This window comes from Aeromonas sp. PS2Canimalfood6 (assembly GCF_048276795.1).
Taxonomy (GTDB): domain Bacteria; phylum Pseudomonadota; class Gammaproteobacteria; order Enterobacterales; family Aeromonadaceae; genus Aeromonas; species Aeromonas caviae.
In genome coordinates this window covers 131,212-146,052 of record NZ_JBLUXC010000003.1, presented here as the reverse complement: position 1 = coordinate 146,052, position 14,841 = coordinate 131,212, and the positions used below count along the sequence as shown (strand labels likewise).

The following is a 14,841-nucleotide window of genomic DNA, read 5'->3' as shown; positions in this document are numbered from 1 at the left end:
GTGGCACTCTATGTACAGAAGTACGGTGGCACCTCGGTCGGCACGCTGGAGCGGATCGAGGCAGTTGCTGAGCGGGTTCAACTGACCCGTGCCCAGGGACATGACGTGGTGGTGGTGGTCTCAGCCATGTCGGGCGAAACCAACCGGTTGCTGGGCATGGCCCAGCAGCTGGACCAGGATGCCAACCGGCGCGAGATGGATGTGCTGATCTCCACCGGTGAGCAGGTCACCATTGCACTGCTGGCGATTGCGCTCAACAAGCGCGGTTGCCCCGCAGTCTCGATGACCGGTGATCAGGTCCGCATCCACACCGATTCCGCCTATGGCAAGGCGCGCATCACCCGTATCGACACCGAGCAGGTGGAAGCCGCACTCGGTGCCGGCAAGGTGGTGGTGATTGCCGGTTTCCAGGGGCGCGATGAGCACAATGCCATCACGACCTTGGGCCGAGGGGGTTCGGATACCACCGCGGTGGCCGTGGCTGCGGCCATCAAGGCCGATGAGTGCCAGATCTTTACCGATGTGGACGGGGTGTATACCACGGATCCGCGCATCGAGCCCAAGGCGCGTCGCCTCGATACCATCACCTTCGAGGAGATGCTCGAGATGGCGAGTCTCGGTGCCAAGGTGTTGCAGATCCGTTCGGTCGAGTTCGCGGGCAAGTACCGCGTGCCGCTAAGGGTGCTGTCGAGTTTCGTCGACGGAGAGGGAACCTTAATCACATATGGAGGTGAGAGGATGGAAGCACCCCTGGTATCCGGCATTGCGTTCAATCGCAACGAGGCCAGCCTGACCATTCTGGGTGTGCCGGACAGGCCGACCGTGGCCGCGCAGATCCTGAATCCGATCAGCGACGCCAACATAGATGTCGACATGATAGTGCAGAACACCATGGGGGATGGCACCGCCGATTTCACCTTCACGGTGAATCGCGATGATTATCGCCGGGCCCGCGCCTTGCTGGAGGAGACCGCCAGCGAGCTGGGGGCCGCCTGCGTGCAGGGCAACGGAGAGATCGCCAAGGTCTCCATCGTCGGGGTCGGCATGTGGAATCATCCTGGTGTTGCGCGCACCATGTTCAAGGTATTGGGTGAGGAAGGGATCAACATGCAGCTGATCTCCACCTCTGAAATCAAGATATCCGTGGTGATTGACGAGAAGTACCTGGAGCTGGCCGTGCGTTCGTTGCACTCGGCGTTCGGGTTGGATCAAGAGCCTCATGAGCAGCCCTTGGGAAACAATCCCTGATTGATTTAGTTTCAACCATTTACCATATCGGTATCTTTGTAAGATAATGGCGCATATCGATATAAATACAAAACAGGATACAGGAGCAAGCGAATGCTTATTTTGACTCGTCGTGTAGGGGAAACCCTGATGATTGGTGACGAAGTAACCGTTACCGTACTGGGCGTAAAAGGGAACCAGGTTCGTATCGGTGTGAATGCACCGAAAGAGGTTTCCGTACACCGCGAAGAGATCTACATGCGGATACAGGCCGAGAAAGTCCCGGGCCAACCGAATTTCTAAGCCATTTCATGGCTGCCTGAAGGCGACATCCCGGATGTCGCCTTTTGTTTTTCAGGGGCCTGCAAATCGGCCTGCAGAGCGCGTAACTACTGGGTAAGTGTCGATATTGCTTGAATATTCCACTCTTTGGCCAAATGCTGAGCGAACGCTCTGTTTTCTCCAAAAAAGTGTTTGACTAAAAATCCCTGTGAAGTATTATCAGCCCCGCAAACGGAGAGGTGGCCGAGAGGCTGAAGGCGCTCCCCTGCTAAGGGAGTATGCGGCTTATACCCGCATCGGGGGTTCGAATCCCCCCTTCTCCGCCATTTTGCGCCCGTAGCTCAGCTGGATAGAGTACCTGGCTACGAACCAGGTGGTCAGAGGTTCGAATCCTCTCGGGCGCACCATATTTGACTCTTGGAGTCATGTGTTGACCATCAGCAAGTCGGCACTAAAGAAGGCTTACTGTTGAGTAAGCTTTTTTTATCGTTTGAAAACAGGGCGCCCGTAGCTCAGCTGGATAGAGTACCTGGCTACGAACCAGGTGGTCAGAGGTTCGAATCCTCTCGGGCGCACCATTTCAAGCAATACAATGATTTATGAGCGCCCGTAGCTCAGCTGGATAGAGTACCTGGCTACGAACCAGGTGGTCAGAGGTTCGAATCCTCTCGGGCGCACCATGTTTAAAGCTGTGCAACAATTTATGAGCGCCCGTAGCTCAGCTGGATAGAGTACCTGGCTACGAACCAGGTGGTCAGAGGTTCGAATCCTCTCGGGCGCACCATATTTCAAGCAGTGCAACAAGTTGTGAGCGCCCGTAGCTCAGCTGGATAGAGTACCTGGCTACGAACCAGGTGGTCAGAGGTTCGAATCCTCTCGGGCGCACCATACAGACAGCCTCGACGTCAGTCGGGGCTGTTTTTTTATGGGCGATATCCTCCTCCCCATCATGGGGTTGCCTTTCTCGTGTCCTTCTCCCTGACGCTCCCACGGGGGACGGTTCCCCCTTGCTGCACGTGCCCCCGGGTCACCACTCTCCACGTGTCTTGCCTGGCAGGCTGCTGACGCATCCCGTGGCCGTGCCTGTGGCGACCTGGGGGCCCGAACCATGCGCATCTATGCTGTACGGGGCTGGCGCCCTCTGGCGGCCTGCTGAGGCGTTTGGCTGGCAATAAAAAAGGATGCCGCGGCATCCTTTCATGTCTTCGTTGAGAGAATCAGCTTTTCAGCCACTTGCGGATGCGGTTGGCATCCCCGACAGGGGTGCGTTTGCCCACCGAGTTGAGCAGTACGATGGCGAGCTCCTGACGATCCGGTTTGGCACGCATCAGCAGGCAGCGGCCCGCCTCGTCGGTATAGCCTGTCTTGGAGAGGCGTACATCCCAGTCCGGGTTCTTCACCAGGGGGTTGGTATTGTTGAACATCAGGCTGTAGGCCGGCTTGTGAAAACGCATCTCCCTGCTGGTGTCCTGGGTGAATTCACGGATCAGCGGCTGTCGATAGGCCGCAGAGAGGAGCTTGGCCAGATCCTGGGCGGTGGAGACGTTGCGGGTGGAGAGACCGGTGGAGTCATAGTAGCGGGTGTTGCGCATGCCGAGCTGTCTGGCCTTGTTGTTCATGGCGCGGATGAAGGCTTGGCGACCCCCCGGGTAGTGGCGGGCAAGCGCCGAGGCCATGCGGTTCTCGGAGGACATCAGCGCCAGATGCAGGGCGTCGCGGCGGCTGACCTGGGTGCCCATGCGCACCCGTGAATAGGTGTGCTTGATGTTGTCCCTGTCGTTCTGATCGATGGTCAGGGTCTGATTGAGGTTCTGGCGGGCATCCAGCACCACCAGCGCCGTCATCAGCTTGGTGAGGGAGGCGATGGGGCGCACCCGGGTGGGGTTTTTCTGATACAGGGTCTTGCCGGTGTTGACGTCCATCACCAGGGCACTGCCCGATTTGAGCTGCAGCTTGGCCGGGTTGGGGGTCGCCAGGGCTGTCTGCGAACCCAGCAGTCCCATCAATCCACCTACCAGCGCGATTGCGCGAATCCAACACCCCATACAACCAACTCCATCCACAGCGAAAAAAGGCGCTAGATTCACTCATTTTTGTCCCTGCTTTACAAGAGCGAGCAGGGGGAATTCGCCACTATTTTCCATAAAAAAGGGCCGCCTGTGGGCGACCCTGTGGTTTGTCTCACTCTCTGGAGACGCCGGGCTTGCGTCTGCTCCACCAGCGCCAGACCAGAGCGATGAGGCCGCCCACCAGCAGCACGACCGGCAGGTAGAGAATGACGCTGAGAAATTGGGACTCATACTGCGCGGCCAGCTTGGTGTGGCTCAGGTAGTAACCCAGCCCGACCAGGGGGCAGATCCACATGATGGAGCTGATCAGGTTGACCACCAGGAAGCGCCCCTGGGGGATCTCGTTGGCGCCGACGATATAGGGGTAGGCGGTACGCACGAAGGCGATGTAGCGGGCGGTGATCAGGGTGATGATGCCGTACTTGTTGAGCAGGTAGTGCACCTTTTCCTTGTGCTTGTCATCGAGATGGGACATCAGCCTGTGATACATCCGGGTGTGGCCGAGGAAACGCCCCTGCATGTAGCCAAGCCAGGTACCGACGAAGGTCGCCATGATCAGCAGCGGGACCACCGCCATCGGCAACACCCCCTGATAGATCAGCACGCCGGTCAGGATCAGCAGGGTATCCCCTGGCAGGAAGGCGGTGGGGATAAAGCCATTCTCGAGCACCAGGAAGGTCAGCAGGACGACATAGACCATGAAGACCATCTTGGGATCAGAGAGTGTCGCCAGATCCTGATGCATAAAGGCGTGAGCCAGGTGGTAAAACTGCTCCATACATGCAAACTCCGCAGGTTAGCTGGGTTGGTCGGTCAAGGGCATGGCAAGTACCTTGTCGATGCGCAGGCCGTCCATATCCACGATTTCCAGTTGCCACTGTTCCAGGGTGACCAGGTCTCCGGTCTGGGGAAGGCGGCCAAGGAGCAGCATGATAAGCCCTCCAAGGGTGTGATAGTGATGTTTTTCTTCTTCCGGCAGACGAACCAGCTCCAGACAGTCCTTCAATTCTGGCAGCGGAATGAGGCCGTCGAGCAGCCAGCTGCCGTCGGCGCGCTGGAAGGCCCAGTTGTCCTCCCCATCTTCCTGCTGGAAGTCGCCGGCCAGGGTTTCCAGCAGATCCTGCTGGGTGACCAGCCCCTGCAGCTCGCCATATTCGTCCACCACCAGCACCATGTGCTCGGAGTGGGTACGGAAGTGGTTGAGCAGCTCCAGGCCATTGAGGGTCTCCGGCAGCAGGCTGCCGTCCTGGGTCAGCGCCGCCAGATCGATGGGCTCTCCCTTGATGTAGGCGTGCAGCACCTTGCTGACGTTGAGGATGCCGACGAGATCCGACAGGCTGCCGTCACAGACAGGGAAGAAGCTGTGGCGATACTCCACCAGACGTTGGAGGTTCACTTCCAGCGGCAGTGACAGGTCCAGATAGCGGATGTCGCTGCGCGGCACCATCAGGGAGGCCAGGCTGCGTTCGTCGAGGCGGAACACGTTGCGCAACATAGTGTGCTCATGGTCCTCGATCACCCCCGCTTCGGAGCCCTCCACCAGCATGGCGTGGATCTCCTCCTGAGTGACGTTGTTGCTGCTGCGCTGATCGACCCGCAGCAGCCGCAGGCTGGCGTTGGTGGAGGCGGAGAGCAACCAGACGAAGGGACGGGTCAGGGTCGCCAGCCAGAGCATGGGGCGGGCTACCAGACAGGCGATGCGCTCGGCGCTGAGCTGTCCGAGGCGTTTGGGCACGAGCTCCCCTACCACGATGGAGAGATAGGTGACCAGCACGACCACGATGACGGTGGCGAGCAGGCTGCTGCTCTTGGGGGAGAGCCCCCACTCCTGCAGCCAGAGGGCGAAGGGCTGGGCCAGCAGGGACTCGCCATAGATACCGTTGAGCAGACCGATGCTGGTGATGCCGATCTGCACGGCGGAGAGGAAATGGGTCGGATCTTCCCCGAGCTTGAGGGCGATGGCGGCGGAGCGGCTCCCTTCGCTCGCCATTTTGGCGAGACGTGCCTTGCGTGCCGTCACGATGGCGATTTCCGACATGGCGAAGACGCCATTGAGCAAAATCAATCCAAACAGGATCAATATTTCCATACTGCAGCAGCACTCCCGATAGAAAAGACCGCTGGCAGTGTAATGAATTTGCGGGCTCTGCGCTTGTGAAAGGAGGTGATTTGGCTCGTGAATTTTTGAATATCGCCCCGGCGGGAGGGATAAAACCGCGGGGCAGGAGAGGGAGAACTGAACCCCTGACATGAAAAAGCCCCCGATAAACGGGGGCTTGTCATGTTGCGCTGTGGCTTAGAGCGCGGCGATCTCGGCCTGCTGGGCTTCCAGCTTGGTCAGCTGGAGACGGTAATCTTCCAGCTTCTCGCGCTCCTTGATGATGACCGCTTCCGGCGCCTTGGCGACGAAGGCTTCGTTGCCGAGCTTGCCTTCGATGCGGCCGCACTCGCCCACCAGACGGGCCACCTCTTTGGCCAGACGGGCCAGCTCGGCTTCCTTGTCGATGAGACCGGCCATCGGGATCATCAGCTCGGTGGCACCGATCAGCTTCTTCACCGACAGGGGGGCGGTTTCACCTTCGCCAAGCACGCGGATGGACTCCAGACGGGCCAGCGACTTGAGGAAGGCCTCGTTGTCAGCGGCGCGCCGGGCATCCTTGGCATCGCACTGGAGCAGCACGTTGAGGGGCACGCTCGGTGCCACGTTCATCTCGGCGCGGATGTTGCGAATGCTGACGATGAACTCCTTCACCCACTCCTGATCCGCCATCGCGGCTTCGTCCACCTTGGCGGCGTCGAATTCCGGGAAGGCCTGAATCATGATGGTGTCGGCGTGTATGCCAGCCAGCGGGGCCACCGATTTCCAGATGGTCTCGGTGATGAAGGGGATGATGGGGTGCGCCAGACGCAGCAGGGTTTCCAGCACGGTCACGAGGGTGTGGCGGGCAGCGCGCTGCTCGGCCTCGGAGCCCTTGGTCAGCACCGGCTTGGTCAGCTCCAGATACCAGTCACAGAACTGGTTCCAGATAAATTCGTACAGCACGCCCGCGGCGATATCGAAGCGATAGGTATCGAGGGCGGTGCGGAAGTCACGGATGGCCACTTGCAGCTGGGACTGGATCCAGCGATCCGCCAGGCTGAACTGCATCTCGCCACCATTCCCTTGCGAAGAGAAGCCACAATCCTGATCTTCGGTGTTCATCAGCACATAGCGGGAGGCGTTCCACAGCTTGTTGCAGAAGTTGTTGTAGCCATCCAGGCGCTTCATGTCCCAGTTGATGTCACGACCGGTGGAGGCCAGCGCCGCCAGGGTGAAGCGCAGGGCGTCGGTGCCGTGGGCATTGATCCCTTCCGGGAACTGCTTGGCGGTGCGCTTGGCGATCTTCTCGGCCATCTGCGGCTGCATCATGTTGCCGGTGCGCTTCTCCAGCAGGTCTTCCAGGGAGATGCCGTCGATCATGTCGAGGGGGTCCAGCACGTTGCCCTTGGACTTGGACATCTTCTGGCCTTCTTCGTCACGGATGAGGCCGGTGATGTAGACGGTCTTGAACGGGACTTGCGGCTGGCCGTTCTCGTCCTTGATGAAGTGCATGGTCATCATGATCATCCGGGCAATCCAGAAGAAGATGATGTCGAAGCCGCTCATCAACACGTCGGTCGGGTGGAAGGTCTTGAGTGCCTCGGTGTTGTTCGGCCAGCCCAGAGTGGAGAAGGTCCACAGGGCGGAGCTGAACCAGGTGTCGAGCACGTCTTCGTCCTGACGCAGCACGGTCACGGACGGGATGCTGTGCTTGGCGCGCACTTCCTCTTCGTTGCGGCCCACGTAGACGTTGCCGGCATCGTCATACCAGGCCGGGATGCGGTGACCCCACCACAGCTGACGGGAGACGCACCAGTCCTGAATGTCGCGCATCCAGGAGAAGTACATGTTTTCGTACTGCTTTGGCACGAACTGGATGCGGCCATCTTCCACCGCCTCAATGGCGGTCTTGGCCATGGGGGCCACGCGCACGTACCACTGGTCGGTCAGCATCGGCTCGATGGGCACGCCGCCGCGATCGCCGTACGGCTGTTGCAGCACATGATCCTTGATCTCGGCCAGGAGGCCCAGCTCGTCCAGCTTGGCGACGATGGCCTTGCGGGCGGCGAAGCGCTCCATCCCGGCGAACTCGGTCGGCAGGGCGGCGTCATAGGCGGTGCTCGGGTTGCCATTGGTATCGACCACTTCTGCCTCGGCACGCACGTGGGCGTCCAGGGTGAAGATGTTGATCATCGGCAGGTTGTGGCGCTTGCCCACTTCGTTGTCGTTGAAGTCGTGGGCCGGGGTGATCTTCACGCAGCCGGTGCCCTTCTCCATGTCGGCATGTTCGTCGGCAACGATGGGGATGAGACGGTTCACCAGCGGCAGCAGGATGTGCTGGCCGATCAGCGCCTTGTAGCGGGGGTCTTCCGGGTTCACGGCCACGGCGGTATCGCCCAGCATGGTTTCCGGACGGGTGGTGGCGACGATCAGATAATCCTTGCCTTCGGCGGTCTTGGCGCCGTTGGCCAGCGGGTAGCGAAGGTGCCACATGTGGCCCTTTATCTCGCGGTTTTCCACTTCCAGGTCGGAGATGGCGGTGTTGAGCTTGGGATCCCAGTTCACCAGACGCTTGCCGCGGTACATCAGGCCGTCTTCGTACAGGCGCACGAACACTTCCTGGACGGCGGCGGAGAGGCCCTCGTCCATGGTGAAGCGCTCGCGCTCCCAGTCCACGGAGTCACCCAGACGGCGCATCTGACGGGTGATGGTGCCGCCGGACTCTTCCTTCCACTGCCAGATCTTGTCGATGAAGGCTTCCCGGCCGTAATCGTGGCGGGTCTTGCCCTCTTCGGCGGCGATCTTGCGCTCAACCACCATCTGGGTGGCGATACCGGCGTGGTCGGTACCCGCCTGCCACAGGGTGTTCTTGCCCTGCATGCGGTTGTAGCGGATCAGGGTGTCCATCAGGGTCTGCTGGAAGGCGTGACCCATGTGCAGGCTGCCGGTGACGTTCGGCGGCGGGATCATGATGCAGAAGGAGTCTTTGCTGGTGTCGCCGTGGGGCTTGAAGTAACCCTGGGCTTCCCAGTGCTGATAGAGCGCCTGTTCGATGGCGTTGTGATTAAAAGTCTTTTCCATGGTCTCGCCGTATTCTGGATGGATGGAGTCTGGTGTTGATTCGTCGTGGATCGAGGGTGGCACAGTCAGGGCTGCGCCGGATCCGGTGCGGCAAGGACGGGCTGATCCCTCATCTCGAGGGTATGGCCCGCCTGGCGATAGTGCTTGTAGCGCTCGCGGGCTTGCTGCTTTTGCGTTTCGTCAGTGGGGACAAAATCTACCACTTGAGCGAAGTGTCCTGCAAACAAAGGTGTCTGCCGGGCCAGGTTGATGAGGCAGGCATAGCGCCGCCGTGGCGGCTGATGGCCTATCTCCACCGGGGCCTGACCGCTCTCCCCCTGCAACTGGTGCGGTACGAAGCGATCGGGCGGCAACTGCCACAACAGCTCGTCCAGACGCAGGGACTGGGCCTCGTCCTCGCACAGCAGATAGAGATGGCCTGCGCTCCAGCCATCGGCCGCAAGCTGGCAGGCGAGGCGCTCGACGGCGGAGGCATCCGCATCATCGGGCTGGCTCATCAGGTAAAAGGTCACTTGGCTCATCAGGTCGGTCCCGTTTGGCTGTGACGGACAGCGATTGGCCGTCTTCGGGAGCCGCGTCTGGCACGGACTTCCCGGATTCTCTCAATGAAACAAGGAAGAGGCAGGCCTCTTCCTTGTGATACAGGGTAACGCCTTCTCGCATCGCTCTTCGAGTCGATGGGGAAGGGGATCACTCCTTGTCTTCGACGTCCGCCACGCCGGCCCGGTTGAGCAGGAACTGGGTCAGCAGGGGCACAGGACGGCCGGTGGAGCCCTTCTCCTTGCCGCTCTTCCAGGCGGTCCCTGCGATATCCAGGTGGGCCCAGTTGTACTTCTTGGTGAAGCGCGACAGGAAGGCGGCGGCGGTGATGGTACCGGCCGGACGGCCACCGATGTTGGCCATGTCGGCGAACGGGCTTTCCAGCTGCTCCTGATACTCGTCGAACAGGGGCAGGCGCCAAGCGCGATCGCCGGCCTGTTCGGAGGCGTTGAGCAACTCGTGGGCCAGGGGGTTGTGGTTCGCCAAGAGGCCAGAGGTATGGTGGCCCAGGGCGATGATGCAGGCACCGGTCAGGGTCGCCACATCGATCACGGTCTCGGGATCGTAGCGGTCCACATAGGTCAGGGCATCGCACAACACCAGGCGGCCTTCGGCGTCGGTGTTGAGCACCTCGACGGTCTGGCCGGACATGGTAGTGAGGATGTCACCGGGGCGGTAGGCGTTGCCCCCCGGCATGTTCTCGCAGCCCGCCAGCACGCCGATGACGTTGATGGGCAACTGCAACTGGGCCAGGGCGTGCATGGTGCCGAGCACGGAGGCGGCGCCACCCATGTCGTACTTCATCTCGTCCATGCCGTCTGCCGGCTTGATGGAGATGCCGCCGGAGTCGAAGGTCAGCCCCTTGCCCACCAGCACGATGGGCTTGGCGTCGGCGTTGCCCTTGTACTCGATGATGGCCATCATGGCTTCGTTCTCGGAGCCGCGGGCCACTGCCAGGTAGGAGTTCATGCCGAGCTCGGCCATCTCCTGCTCCCCCACCACCCTGGTGGTGATGTTGTCATAGGCATCCGCCAGACGGCGGGCCTGGGAGGCGAGGTAGGCGGGGTTGCAGACGTTGGGCGGCATGTTCGCCACGTCGCGGCAGATGCGCACCCCTTTCGCCACGGCCAGGCCGTGATTGATGGCGCGCTCGCCTATGGTCAGTTCCCGACGCGTCGGCACGTTGAAGACCAGCTTGCGCAACGGACGGCGCGGTTCGGCCTTGTTGGTCTTGAACTGATCGAAGCTGTAGAGGCCCGCCTTGGTGGTTTCCACCGCCTGACGCACCTTCCAATAGGTATCCCGACCCTTGACGTGCAGCTCGGTCAGGAAGCAGACCGCTTCCATGGAGCCGGTTTCGTTCAGGGTGGTGATGGTCTTGTTGATGATCTGCTTGTACTGGCGCTCGTCGAGTTCGCGCTCCTTGCCGCACCCGACCAGCAGTACGCGCTCGCTGAGCACGCCCGGTACTTGATGCAGCAGCAGCATCTGGCCCGGTTTCCCTTCCAGGTCGCCACGGCGCAGCAGCGAGCTGAGGTAGCCGTCGCTGATCTTGTCCAGCTGTTCGGCAACCGGAGAGAGGCGGCGGGGCTCAAAAACGCCGACCACGACGCAGGCGCTGCGCTGCTTCTCAGGACTGCCACTCTTTACACTGAACTCCATGGAATCTCCTACATCCTAAAGACAAAAGGCACCATTTATTGAATAATGCGGTGCTTGTTGGGGTATCAGAGGCGGAGCGAACAGTCACAGGCTCCGCAGTTCAAACTGGTAAAAATCCAATATAGGGCCCTATTTTTCAGGCATTCGACTAAAAACACAAGTTTACTTGGGAATGACTGTGATCGTTTTCCGATATTTGTTCAGGGAGACCCTGAAAACCCAGCTGGCGGTGCTGTTCGTGCTGCTGCTTATCTTCGTCAGCCAGCAATTTATCCAGATCATTGGCGATGCCGCCGATGGTGAGGTGCCGACGCGCCTGGTATCCACCCTCCTGCTGCTCAACCTGCCGAATATGGCGTTGTTGATGCTGCCTATCAGTCTGTTTTTAGCCATTCTGTTTGCTCACGGCCGTTTGTACGCGGAAAGCGAGATGACGGTGATGCACGCGGTGGGTTTCAGTCACCGTTTCATCATGGGCAGCGCCCTGGTGCTGGCCTTGCTGACCGCCGCCGTCGCGGCGTTCAATACCGGCTGGGTCGCCCCCCAGGCCAAGGAGCGGGAGTACCAGGTGATCGACGAGTTCAAGGCCGATCCCGGTATCTCTTTCCTGCAGGCCGGTCGCTTCATGGAGCTCGACAAGGGGCGCCTGGTGGCCTACATCCAGGATCTGAACGACAAGGGGTCGGAGTTGCAGAAAATCTTCGTGCTGCAACGGGCCGAGGGGGGCTCACCCCCGTCAGTGGTGGTGGCCAACGAGGGGCAGGTGACCGCCGACAGCAACGGCTTGCAGTGGTTGACCCTGAAGGATGGCTCGCGCTACGAGGGGCATTTCACCGGCAAGCAGTTCCAGGTCTCGGAGTTTCGTGAATACAGCCTGGTGATCCGCCAGCAGGAGATGGAGCGATCCAACCGCAAGGCGGCGGCCAAGCCGACCCTGGCATTGCTCGGCACCCAGGACAACCAGCTGATGGCCGAATTGCAGTGGCGCCTGTCGCTGCCCCTCTCCATCCTGGTGCTCACCTTCCTGGTGGTGCCGATGGCGCGGGTCAATCCCCGTCAGGGGCGTTACGCCAAGCTGCTGCCGGCCATCCTGCTCTATCTCTCCTATTTCCTGCTGCTCAGCGCCGCCCGGTCGGCCATCGACAGCGGGCGTCTGCCCCACTGGCCCGGGATGTTCCTGGTGCCCCTGGTCTATCTGCTGCTGATAGGGTTGCCTCTCAACCTGCAGGGCACCAGCTGGTGGAACGGGGTCAAAGGGCAATTGTTCAAGAGAAAGTCAGCGTGATGCTGCAACCTGGGAGTCTCTGCTGATGTTCGGCATTCTCGATAGATACATAGGCAGGGTCATCTTCATGTCGATCCTGCTGTGCGAGCTGACCCTGGTCGGGCTCGCCGCGCTCATCAAGTACGTGGAGCAGTTGAAGGCGGTCGGGGAAGGCAACTACGACATGCTCAACGCCCTCTACTACGTGCTGCTCTCCATGCCCAAGGAGGCGGTGCTCTTCTTCCCCCTGGCTGCCCTGCTCGGTGGCCTCATCGGTCTGGGCCAGCTCGCGACCAGCTCCGAGCTGGTGGTGATGCAGGCGGCGGGACGCTCCAAGATCAGCATCGTCATGGCGGCGCTCAAGACCGCCATTCCCCTGATGCTGCTGGTGGGGCTGATGGGAGAGTACGTCGCACCGGCCGCCAAGCGGATGGCGGATGACATCAAGGCGGGGGCCATGTCGGAAGGGCGGCTTACGGTCTCGGCCTACGGGGTCTGGGCACGGGATGGCAACAACTTCGTCAACATCAACGGGGTGCGCAACGATGGCGCCCTGACCGGCATCACCCTCTACCGCTTCACTCCGTCCCGCAACCTGATCGACGTGGTGCAGGCGAAGGAGGGGGTGTTCGAGGATCACCACTGGCTGCTGAAACAGGTGCACATCACCCGGTTTGACGATCCCACCCGGATCCAGGACGAAGAGCATGCCCAGATGGCCTGGCAATCCGAGCTGACCCCCAAGCAGCTCGGGGTGGTCAGCATCGATCCCGAGAACCTGCCCATCTCGGGGCTGCGGGACTACATCGGTTATCTGGATGCTAACAAGCAGGATGCCGGACGCTACAAGCTGGAGATGTGGCGCAAGCTGCTCTCACCGCTCTCCGTGGTGGCCATGATACTGCTCGCCTCCTCCTTCATCTTCGGTCCGCTGCGCTCGGTGAGCATGGGGGCGCGGATGCTGATGGGGATCATGACCGGCTTCGCGGTCTATGTGAGCGACAGGGTGTTCGGCCCGGTCAGCCTGGTCTATGCGGTCCCGCCCATCCTCGCGGCCATCGCACCCAGCCTGCTGTTTGGCGGCATCTCCTTCTATATCCTGAGCCGCAAGCAGTAGCGGCCTGAAGGGCGGAGGGCTGCTGACAAAAGGCGGCCATCGCATCCCGATGCACCGCTTCCGTCAAGGTTCTGGGCTGCAAGCCGTCAGTTCTGGTCAGCAAAAAGGGCACCTCGGGGTGCCCTTTTTCGTTGCCGCCTTGGGATCAGCGATTGAGCTGCTCCAGGTTTTCCGTCTTGCCGAGTACCACCACCTCGCACTCGGCCCAGATGTCCTGGAAGGCGCGGGGGCGGGCGCGATTGAACACACACAGCAGGTTGCCCAGGCCAAAGGCCGAGGTGGCGAGCCGGATCAGGGCCTGGGTGACGCGAATGTTGCTGCCGTCCAGGTTCTGGATGCGCAGGCGCCAGGCCCGCATGCCGATGGTCTGGCCGGCGCGGACCCAGAACCAGGTGTAGAAACCGCAGATGACGAAGGCCAGCCAGGCGCTGTAGAGGGGGCTGGTGAGCAGCCAGGCGGCATCCTTGCCCTCGGGGACGCTCGCCATGCCGGTGGCCAGCAGCAGGTGGGCCACCCCCATGCCGATGAAGCCGGCGATGATCAGCAGGGCAATCACCACCAGATAGTCATAGAGCAGGGCGCCGAGACGGCGCAGCAGACCGGCGGACGGATGCCGGGGAGCAGGCTGGAGAGGGGTGGGGGTCTTGCGCTTGGCCATGATGATTATTCCATTAATATGATGCGGGCATTCTATGTAACTGGCCTGGCATCGGCAAGGCGTTGAATAAATGAGCAAACAACGGTGGGGGCAAGAAAAACACCTTGCATGACCAAGCGCCATTCGTATAATCCCTCGCAGCTGCCCGGGTGGCGAAATCGGTAGACGCAGCGGATTCAAAATCCGCCGTTGCAAGACGTGTCGGTTCGAGTCCGACCCCGGGCACCATCAACTAATTCAATTACTTAAGGCCATCCGCGAGGGTGGCCTTAAGTTTTTCTGTCCCTCAGTAATCGCCAAGTGGCGATGAAGTGGCGACAGTGGTTTGGATGATCGGGGCGGCAGTGTAGCTATTCCCCCTTACAAGCTGGTCATCGTGACCGGACACATTTCATAGAAAACCTGTTTTCCGTGGCGCAGGCTGGCCAGTGCACCCAGACCGCAGACCCCTTTTCAAAATTTCAGTTCTCGATTCATACCTGTCTGTGCTTAACCGGCTGAAATATAAAGCCTTCCCGTCTCACCTCGAGCCCTTCTCGATCCTCCCTCGATCATTAAAATTCCCACAGAAAGTACCACCATCCCAATACATTCAACGAGTTACGTTTTCACCTTCGTTATCCAGAGCCCCGCCTAACTGTAAAACCCTGCAATTTCTTTCGATCCTTTCAGATCCTTACCTCGCCCGAGATCCTTTATCTGGCGCGGTCTGGGCCTATGGTTTTGCGGTAATCCACTTTTGCAAAAATTTTTATTGATGAGGCGCGCAGGCGGGAGCGGATGAGCGCGGATTCCGTGGCGCAGACGCCGCCGTGGGCGTTTCCGTGGTGCACTGGGAGGCTGTGAGCGGGCGTAGGCTTC

At 60.5% G+C, this 14,841-nt stretch carries 11 protein-coding genes and 7 tRNA genes; 11 read left to right on the top strand and 7 right to left on the bottom strand.

Going from position 1 to position 14,841, the window contains the following annotated elements:
* The 8 genes from ACNPAA_RS02730 (at position 1) to ACNPAA_RS02695 (ending at position 2,397) form a co-directional block, all read left to right on the top strand.
* Positions 1-1,248, top strand: coding sequence for an aspartate kinase (locus ACNPAA_RS02730; RefSeq protein WP_010672822.1), 1,248 nt, complete (start codon positions 1-3; stop codon positions 1,246-1,248).
* A 93-nt stretch (positions 1,249-1,341) separates the two neighbouring features.
* Positions 1,342-1,530, top strand: coding sequence for a carbon storage regulator CsrA (gene csrA / locus ACNPAA_RS02725; protein ID WP_005315760.1), 189 nt, complete (start codon positions 1,342-1,344; stop codon positions 1,528-1,530).
* Between the two features lie 212 nt (positions 1,531-1,742).
* A tRNA-Ser gene (locus ACNPAA_RS02720) sits at positions 1,743-1,835 on the top strand.
* A 4-nt stretch (positions 1,836-1,839) separates the two neighbouring features.
* Positions 1,840-1,916: transfer RNA gene (locus tag ACNPAA_RS02715), tRNA-Arg, on the top strand.
* 94 nt (positions 1,917-2,010) lie between these two features.
* Positions 2,011-2,087 (top strand) — tRNA-Arg (locus tag ACNPAA_RS02710).
* A gap of 25 nt (positions 2,088-2,112) precedes the next feature.
* Positions 2,113-2,189, top strand: a tRNA-Arg gene (locus ACNPAA_RS02705).
* A 27-nt stretch (positions 2,190-2,216) separates the two neighbouring features.
* Positions 2,217-2,293, top strand: a tRNA-Arg gene (locus tag ACNPAA_RS02700).
* A 27-nt stretch (positions 2,294-2,320) separates the two neighbouring features.
* Positions 2,321-2,397 (top strand) — tRNA-Arg (locus ACNPAA_RS02695).
* Between the two features lie 329 nt (positions 2,398-2,726).
* On the opposite strand, the gene pbpG is transcribed toward ACNPAA_RS02695, so the two are convergent.
* The 6 genes from pbpG to pepA form a co-directional block, all read right to left on the bottom strand.
* Entirely contained in the window at positions 2,727-3,512 is a 786-nt protein-coding gene (gene pbpG, locus ACNPAA_RS02690) for a D-alanyl-D-alanine endopeptidase (protein WP_370736847.1), read from the bottom strand.
* A 178-nt stretch (positions 3,513-3,690) separates the two neighbouring features.
* A complete protein-coding gene (locus ACNPAA_RS02685; protein ID WP_010672956.1) occupies positions 3,691-4,356 on the bottom strand; it encodes a DedA family protein in 666 nt (221 codons plus the stop codon).
* A gap of 18 nt (positions 4,357-4,374) precedes the next feature.
* Positions 4,375-5,667, bottom strand: coding sequence for a hemolysin family protein (locus ACNPAA_RS02680; protein ID WP_029313724.1), 1,293 nt, complete (start codon positions 5,665-5,667; stop codon positions 4,375-4,377).
* A gap of 207 nt (positions 5,668-5,874) precedes the next feature.
* The gene (locus ACNPAA_RS02675; protein WP_319899504.1) at positions 5,875-8,739 is read right to left on the bottom strand and encodes a valine--tRNA ligase; all 2,865 of its coding nucleotides are present in this window, start codon (positions 8,737-8,739) and stop codon (positions 5,875-5,877) included.
* 65 nt (positions 8,740-8,804) lie between these two features.
* Entirely contained in the window at positions 8,805-9,260 is a 456-nt protein-coding gene (locus ACNPAA_RS02670; protein WP_128296169.1) for a DNA polymerase III subunit chi, read from the bottom strand.
* A gap of 169 nt (positions 9,261-9,429) precedes the next feature.
* Positions 9,430-10,941 carry a leucyl aminopeptidase gene (pepA, locus tag ACNPAA_RS02665; protein WP_010672960.1) on the bottom strand — a complete coding sequence of 504 codons (1,512 nt, stop codon included), beginning with the start codon at positions 10,939-10,941 and terminating at the stop codon, positions 9,430-9,432.
* 172 nt (positions 10,942-11,113) lie between these two features.
* On the opposite strand from pepA, the gene lptF reads away from it, so the two are divergent.
* Both lptF and lptG read left to right on the top strand, forming a co-directional pair.
* Positions 11,114-12,226, top strand: a complete 1,113-nt coding sequence (lptF, locus tag ACNPAA_RS02660) for an LPS export ABC transporter permease LptF (RefSeq protein WP_029313726.1) — start codon at positions 11,114-11,116, stop codon at positions 12,224-12,226.
* Between the two features lie 25 nt (positions 12,227-12,251).
* Positions 12,252-13,322: an LPS export ABC transporter permease LptG gene (gene lptG, locus ACNPAA_RS02655; protein WP_010672962.1), complete on the top strand. Its 1,071-nt coding sequence runs from the start codon at positions 12,252-12,254 to the stop codon at positions 13,320-13,322.
* Between the two features lie 145 nt (positions 13,323-13,467).
* On the opposite strand, the gene ACNPAA_RS02650 is transcribed toward lptG, so the two are convergent.
* The gene (locus ACNPAA_RS02650; RefSeq protein WP_043154146.1) at positions 13,468-13,980 is read right to left on the bottom strand and encodes an RDD family protein; all 513 of its coding nucleotides are present in this window, start codon (positions 13,978-13,980) and stop codon (positions 13,468-13,470) included.
* Positions 13,981-14,123: 143 nt separating this feature from the next.
* Here ACNPAA_RS02650 and ACNPAA_RS02645 point away from each other — a divergent pair.
* Positions 14,124-14,208: transfer RNA gene (locus ACNPAA_RS02645), tRNA-Leu, on the top strand.
* The last annotated feature ends 633 nt before the right edge of the window (positions 14,209-14,841 follow it).

Coding starts and splice junctions, on each gene's coding strand:
- ACNPAA_RS02650 (WP_043154146.1), bottom strand. CDS start 13,980: ATGGCCAAGCGCAAGACCCCCACCCCTCTCCAGCCTGCTCCCCGGCAT.
- lptF (WP_029313726.1), top strand. CDS start 11,114: ATGACTGTGATCGTTTTCCGATATTTGTTCAGGGAGACCCTGAAAACC.
- ACNPAA_RS02680 (WP_029313724.1), bottom strand. CDS start 5,667: ATGGAAATATTGATCCTGTTTGGATTGATTTTGCTCAATGGCGTCTTC.
- csrA (WP_005315760.1), top strand. CDS start 1,342: ATGCTTATTTTGACTCGTCGTGTAGGGGAAACCCTGATGATTGGTGAC.
- pbpG (WP_370736847.1), bottom strand. CDS start 3,512: ATGGGACTGCTGGGTTCGCAGACAGCCCTGGCGACCCCCAACCCGGCC.
- ACNPAA_RS02670 (WP_128296169.1), bottom strand. CDS start 9,260: ATGAGCCAAGTGACCTTTTACCTGATGAGCCAGCCCGATGATGCGGAT.
- ACNPAA_RS02685 (WP_010672956.1), bottom strand. CDS start 4,356: ATGGAGCAGTTTTACCACCTGGCTCACGCCTTTATGCATCAGGATCTG.
- lptG (WP_010672962.1), top strand. CDS start 12,252: ATGTTCGGCATTCTCGATAGATACATAGGCAGGGTCATCTTCATGTCG.
- pepA (WP_010672960.1), bottom strand. CDS start 10,941: ATGGAGTTCAGTGTAAAGAGTGGCAGTCCTGAGAAGCAGCGCAGCGCC.
- ACNPAA_RS02675 (WP_319899504.1), bottom strand. CDS start 8,739: ATGGAAAAGACTTTTAATCACAACGCCATCGAACAGGCGCTCTATCAG.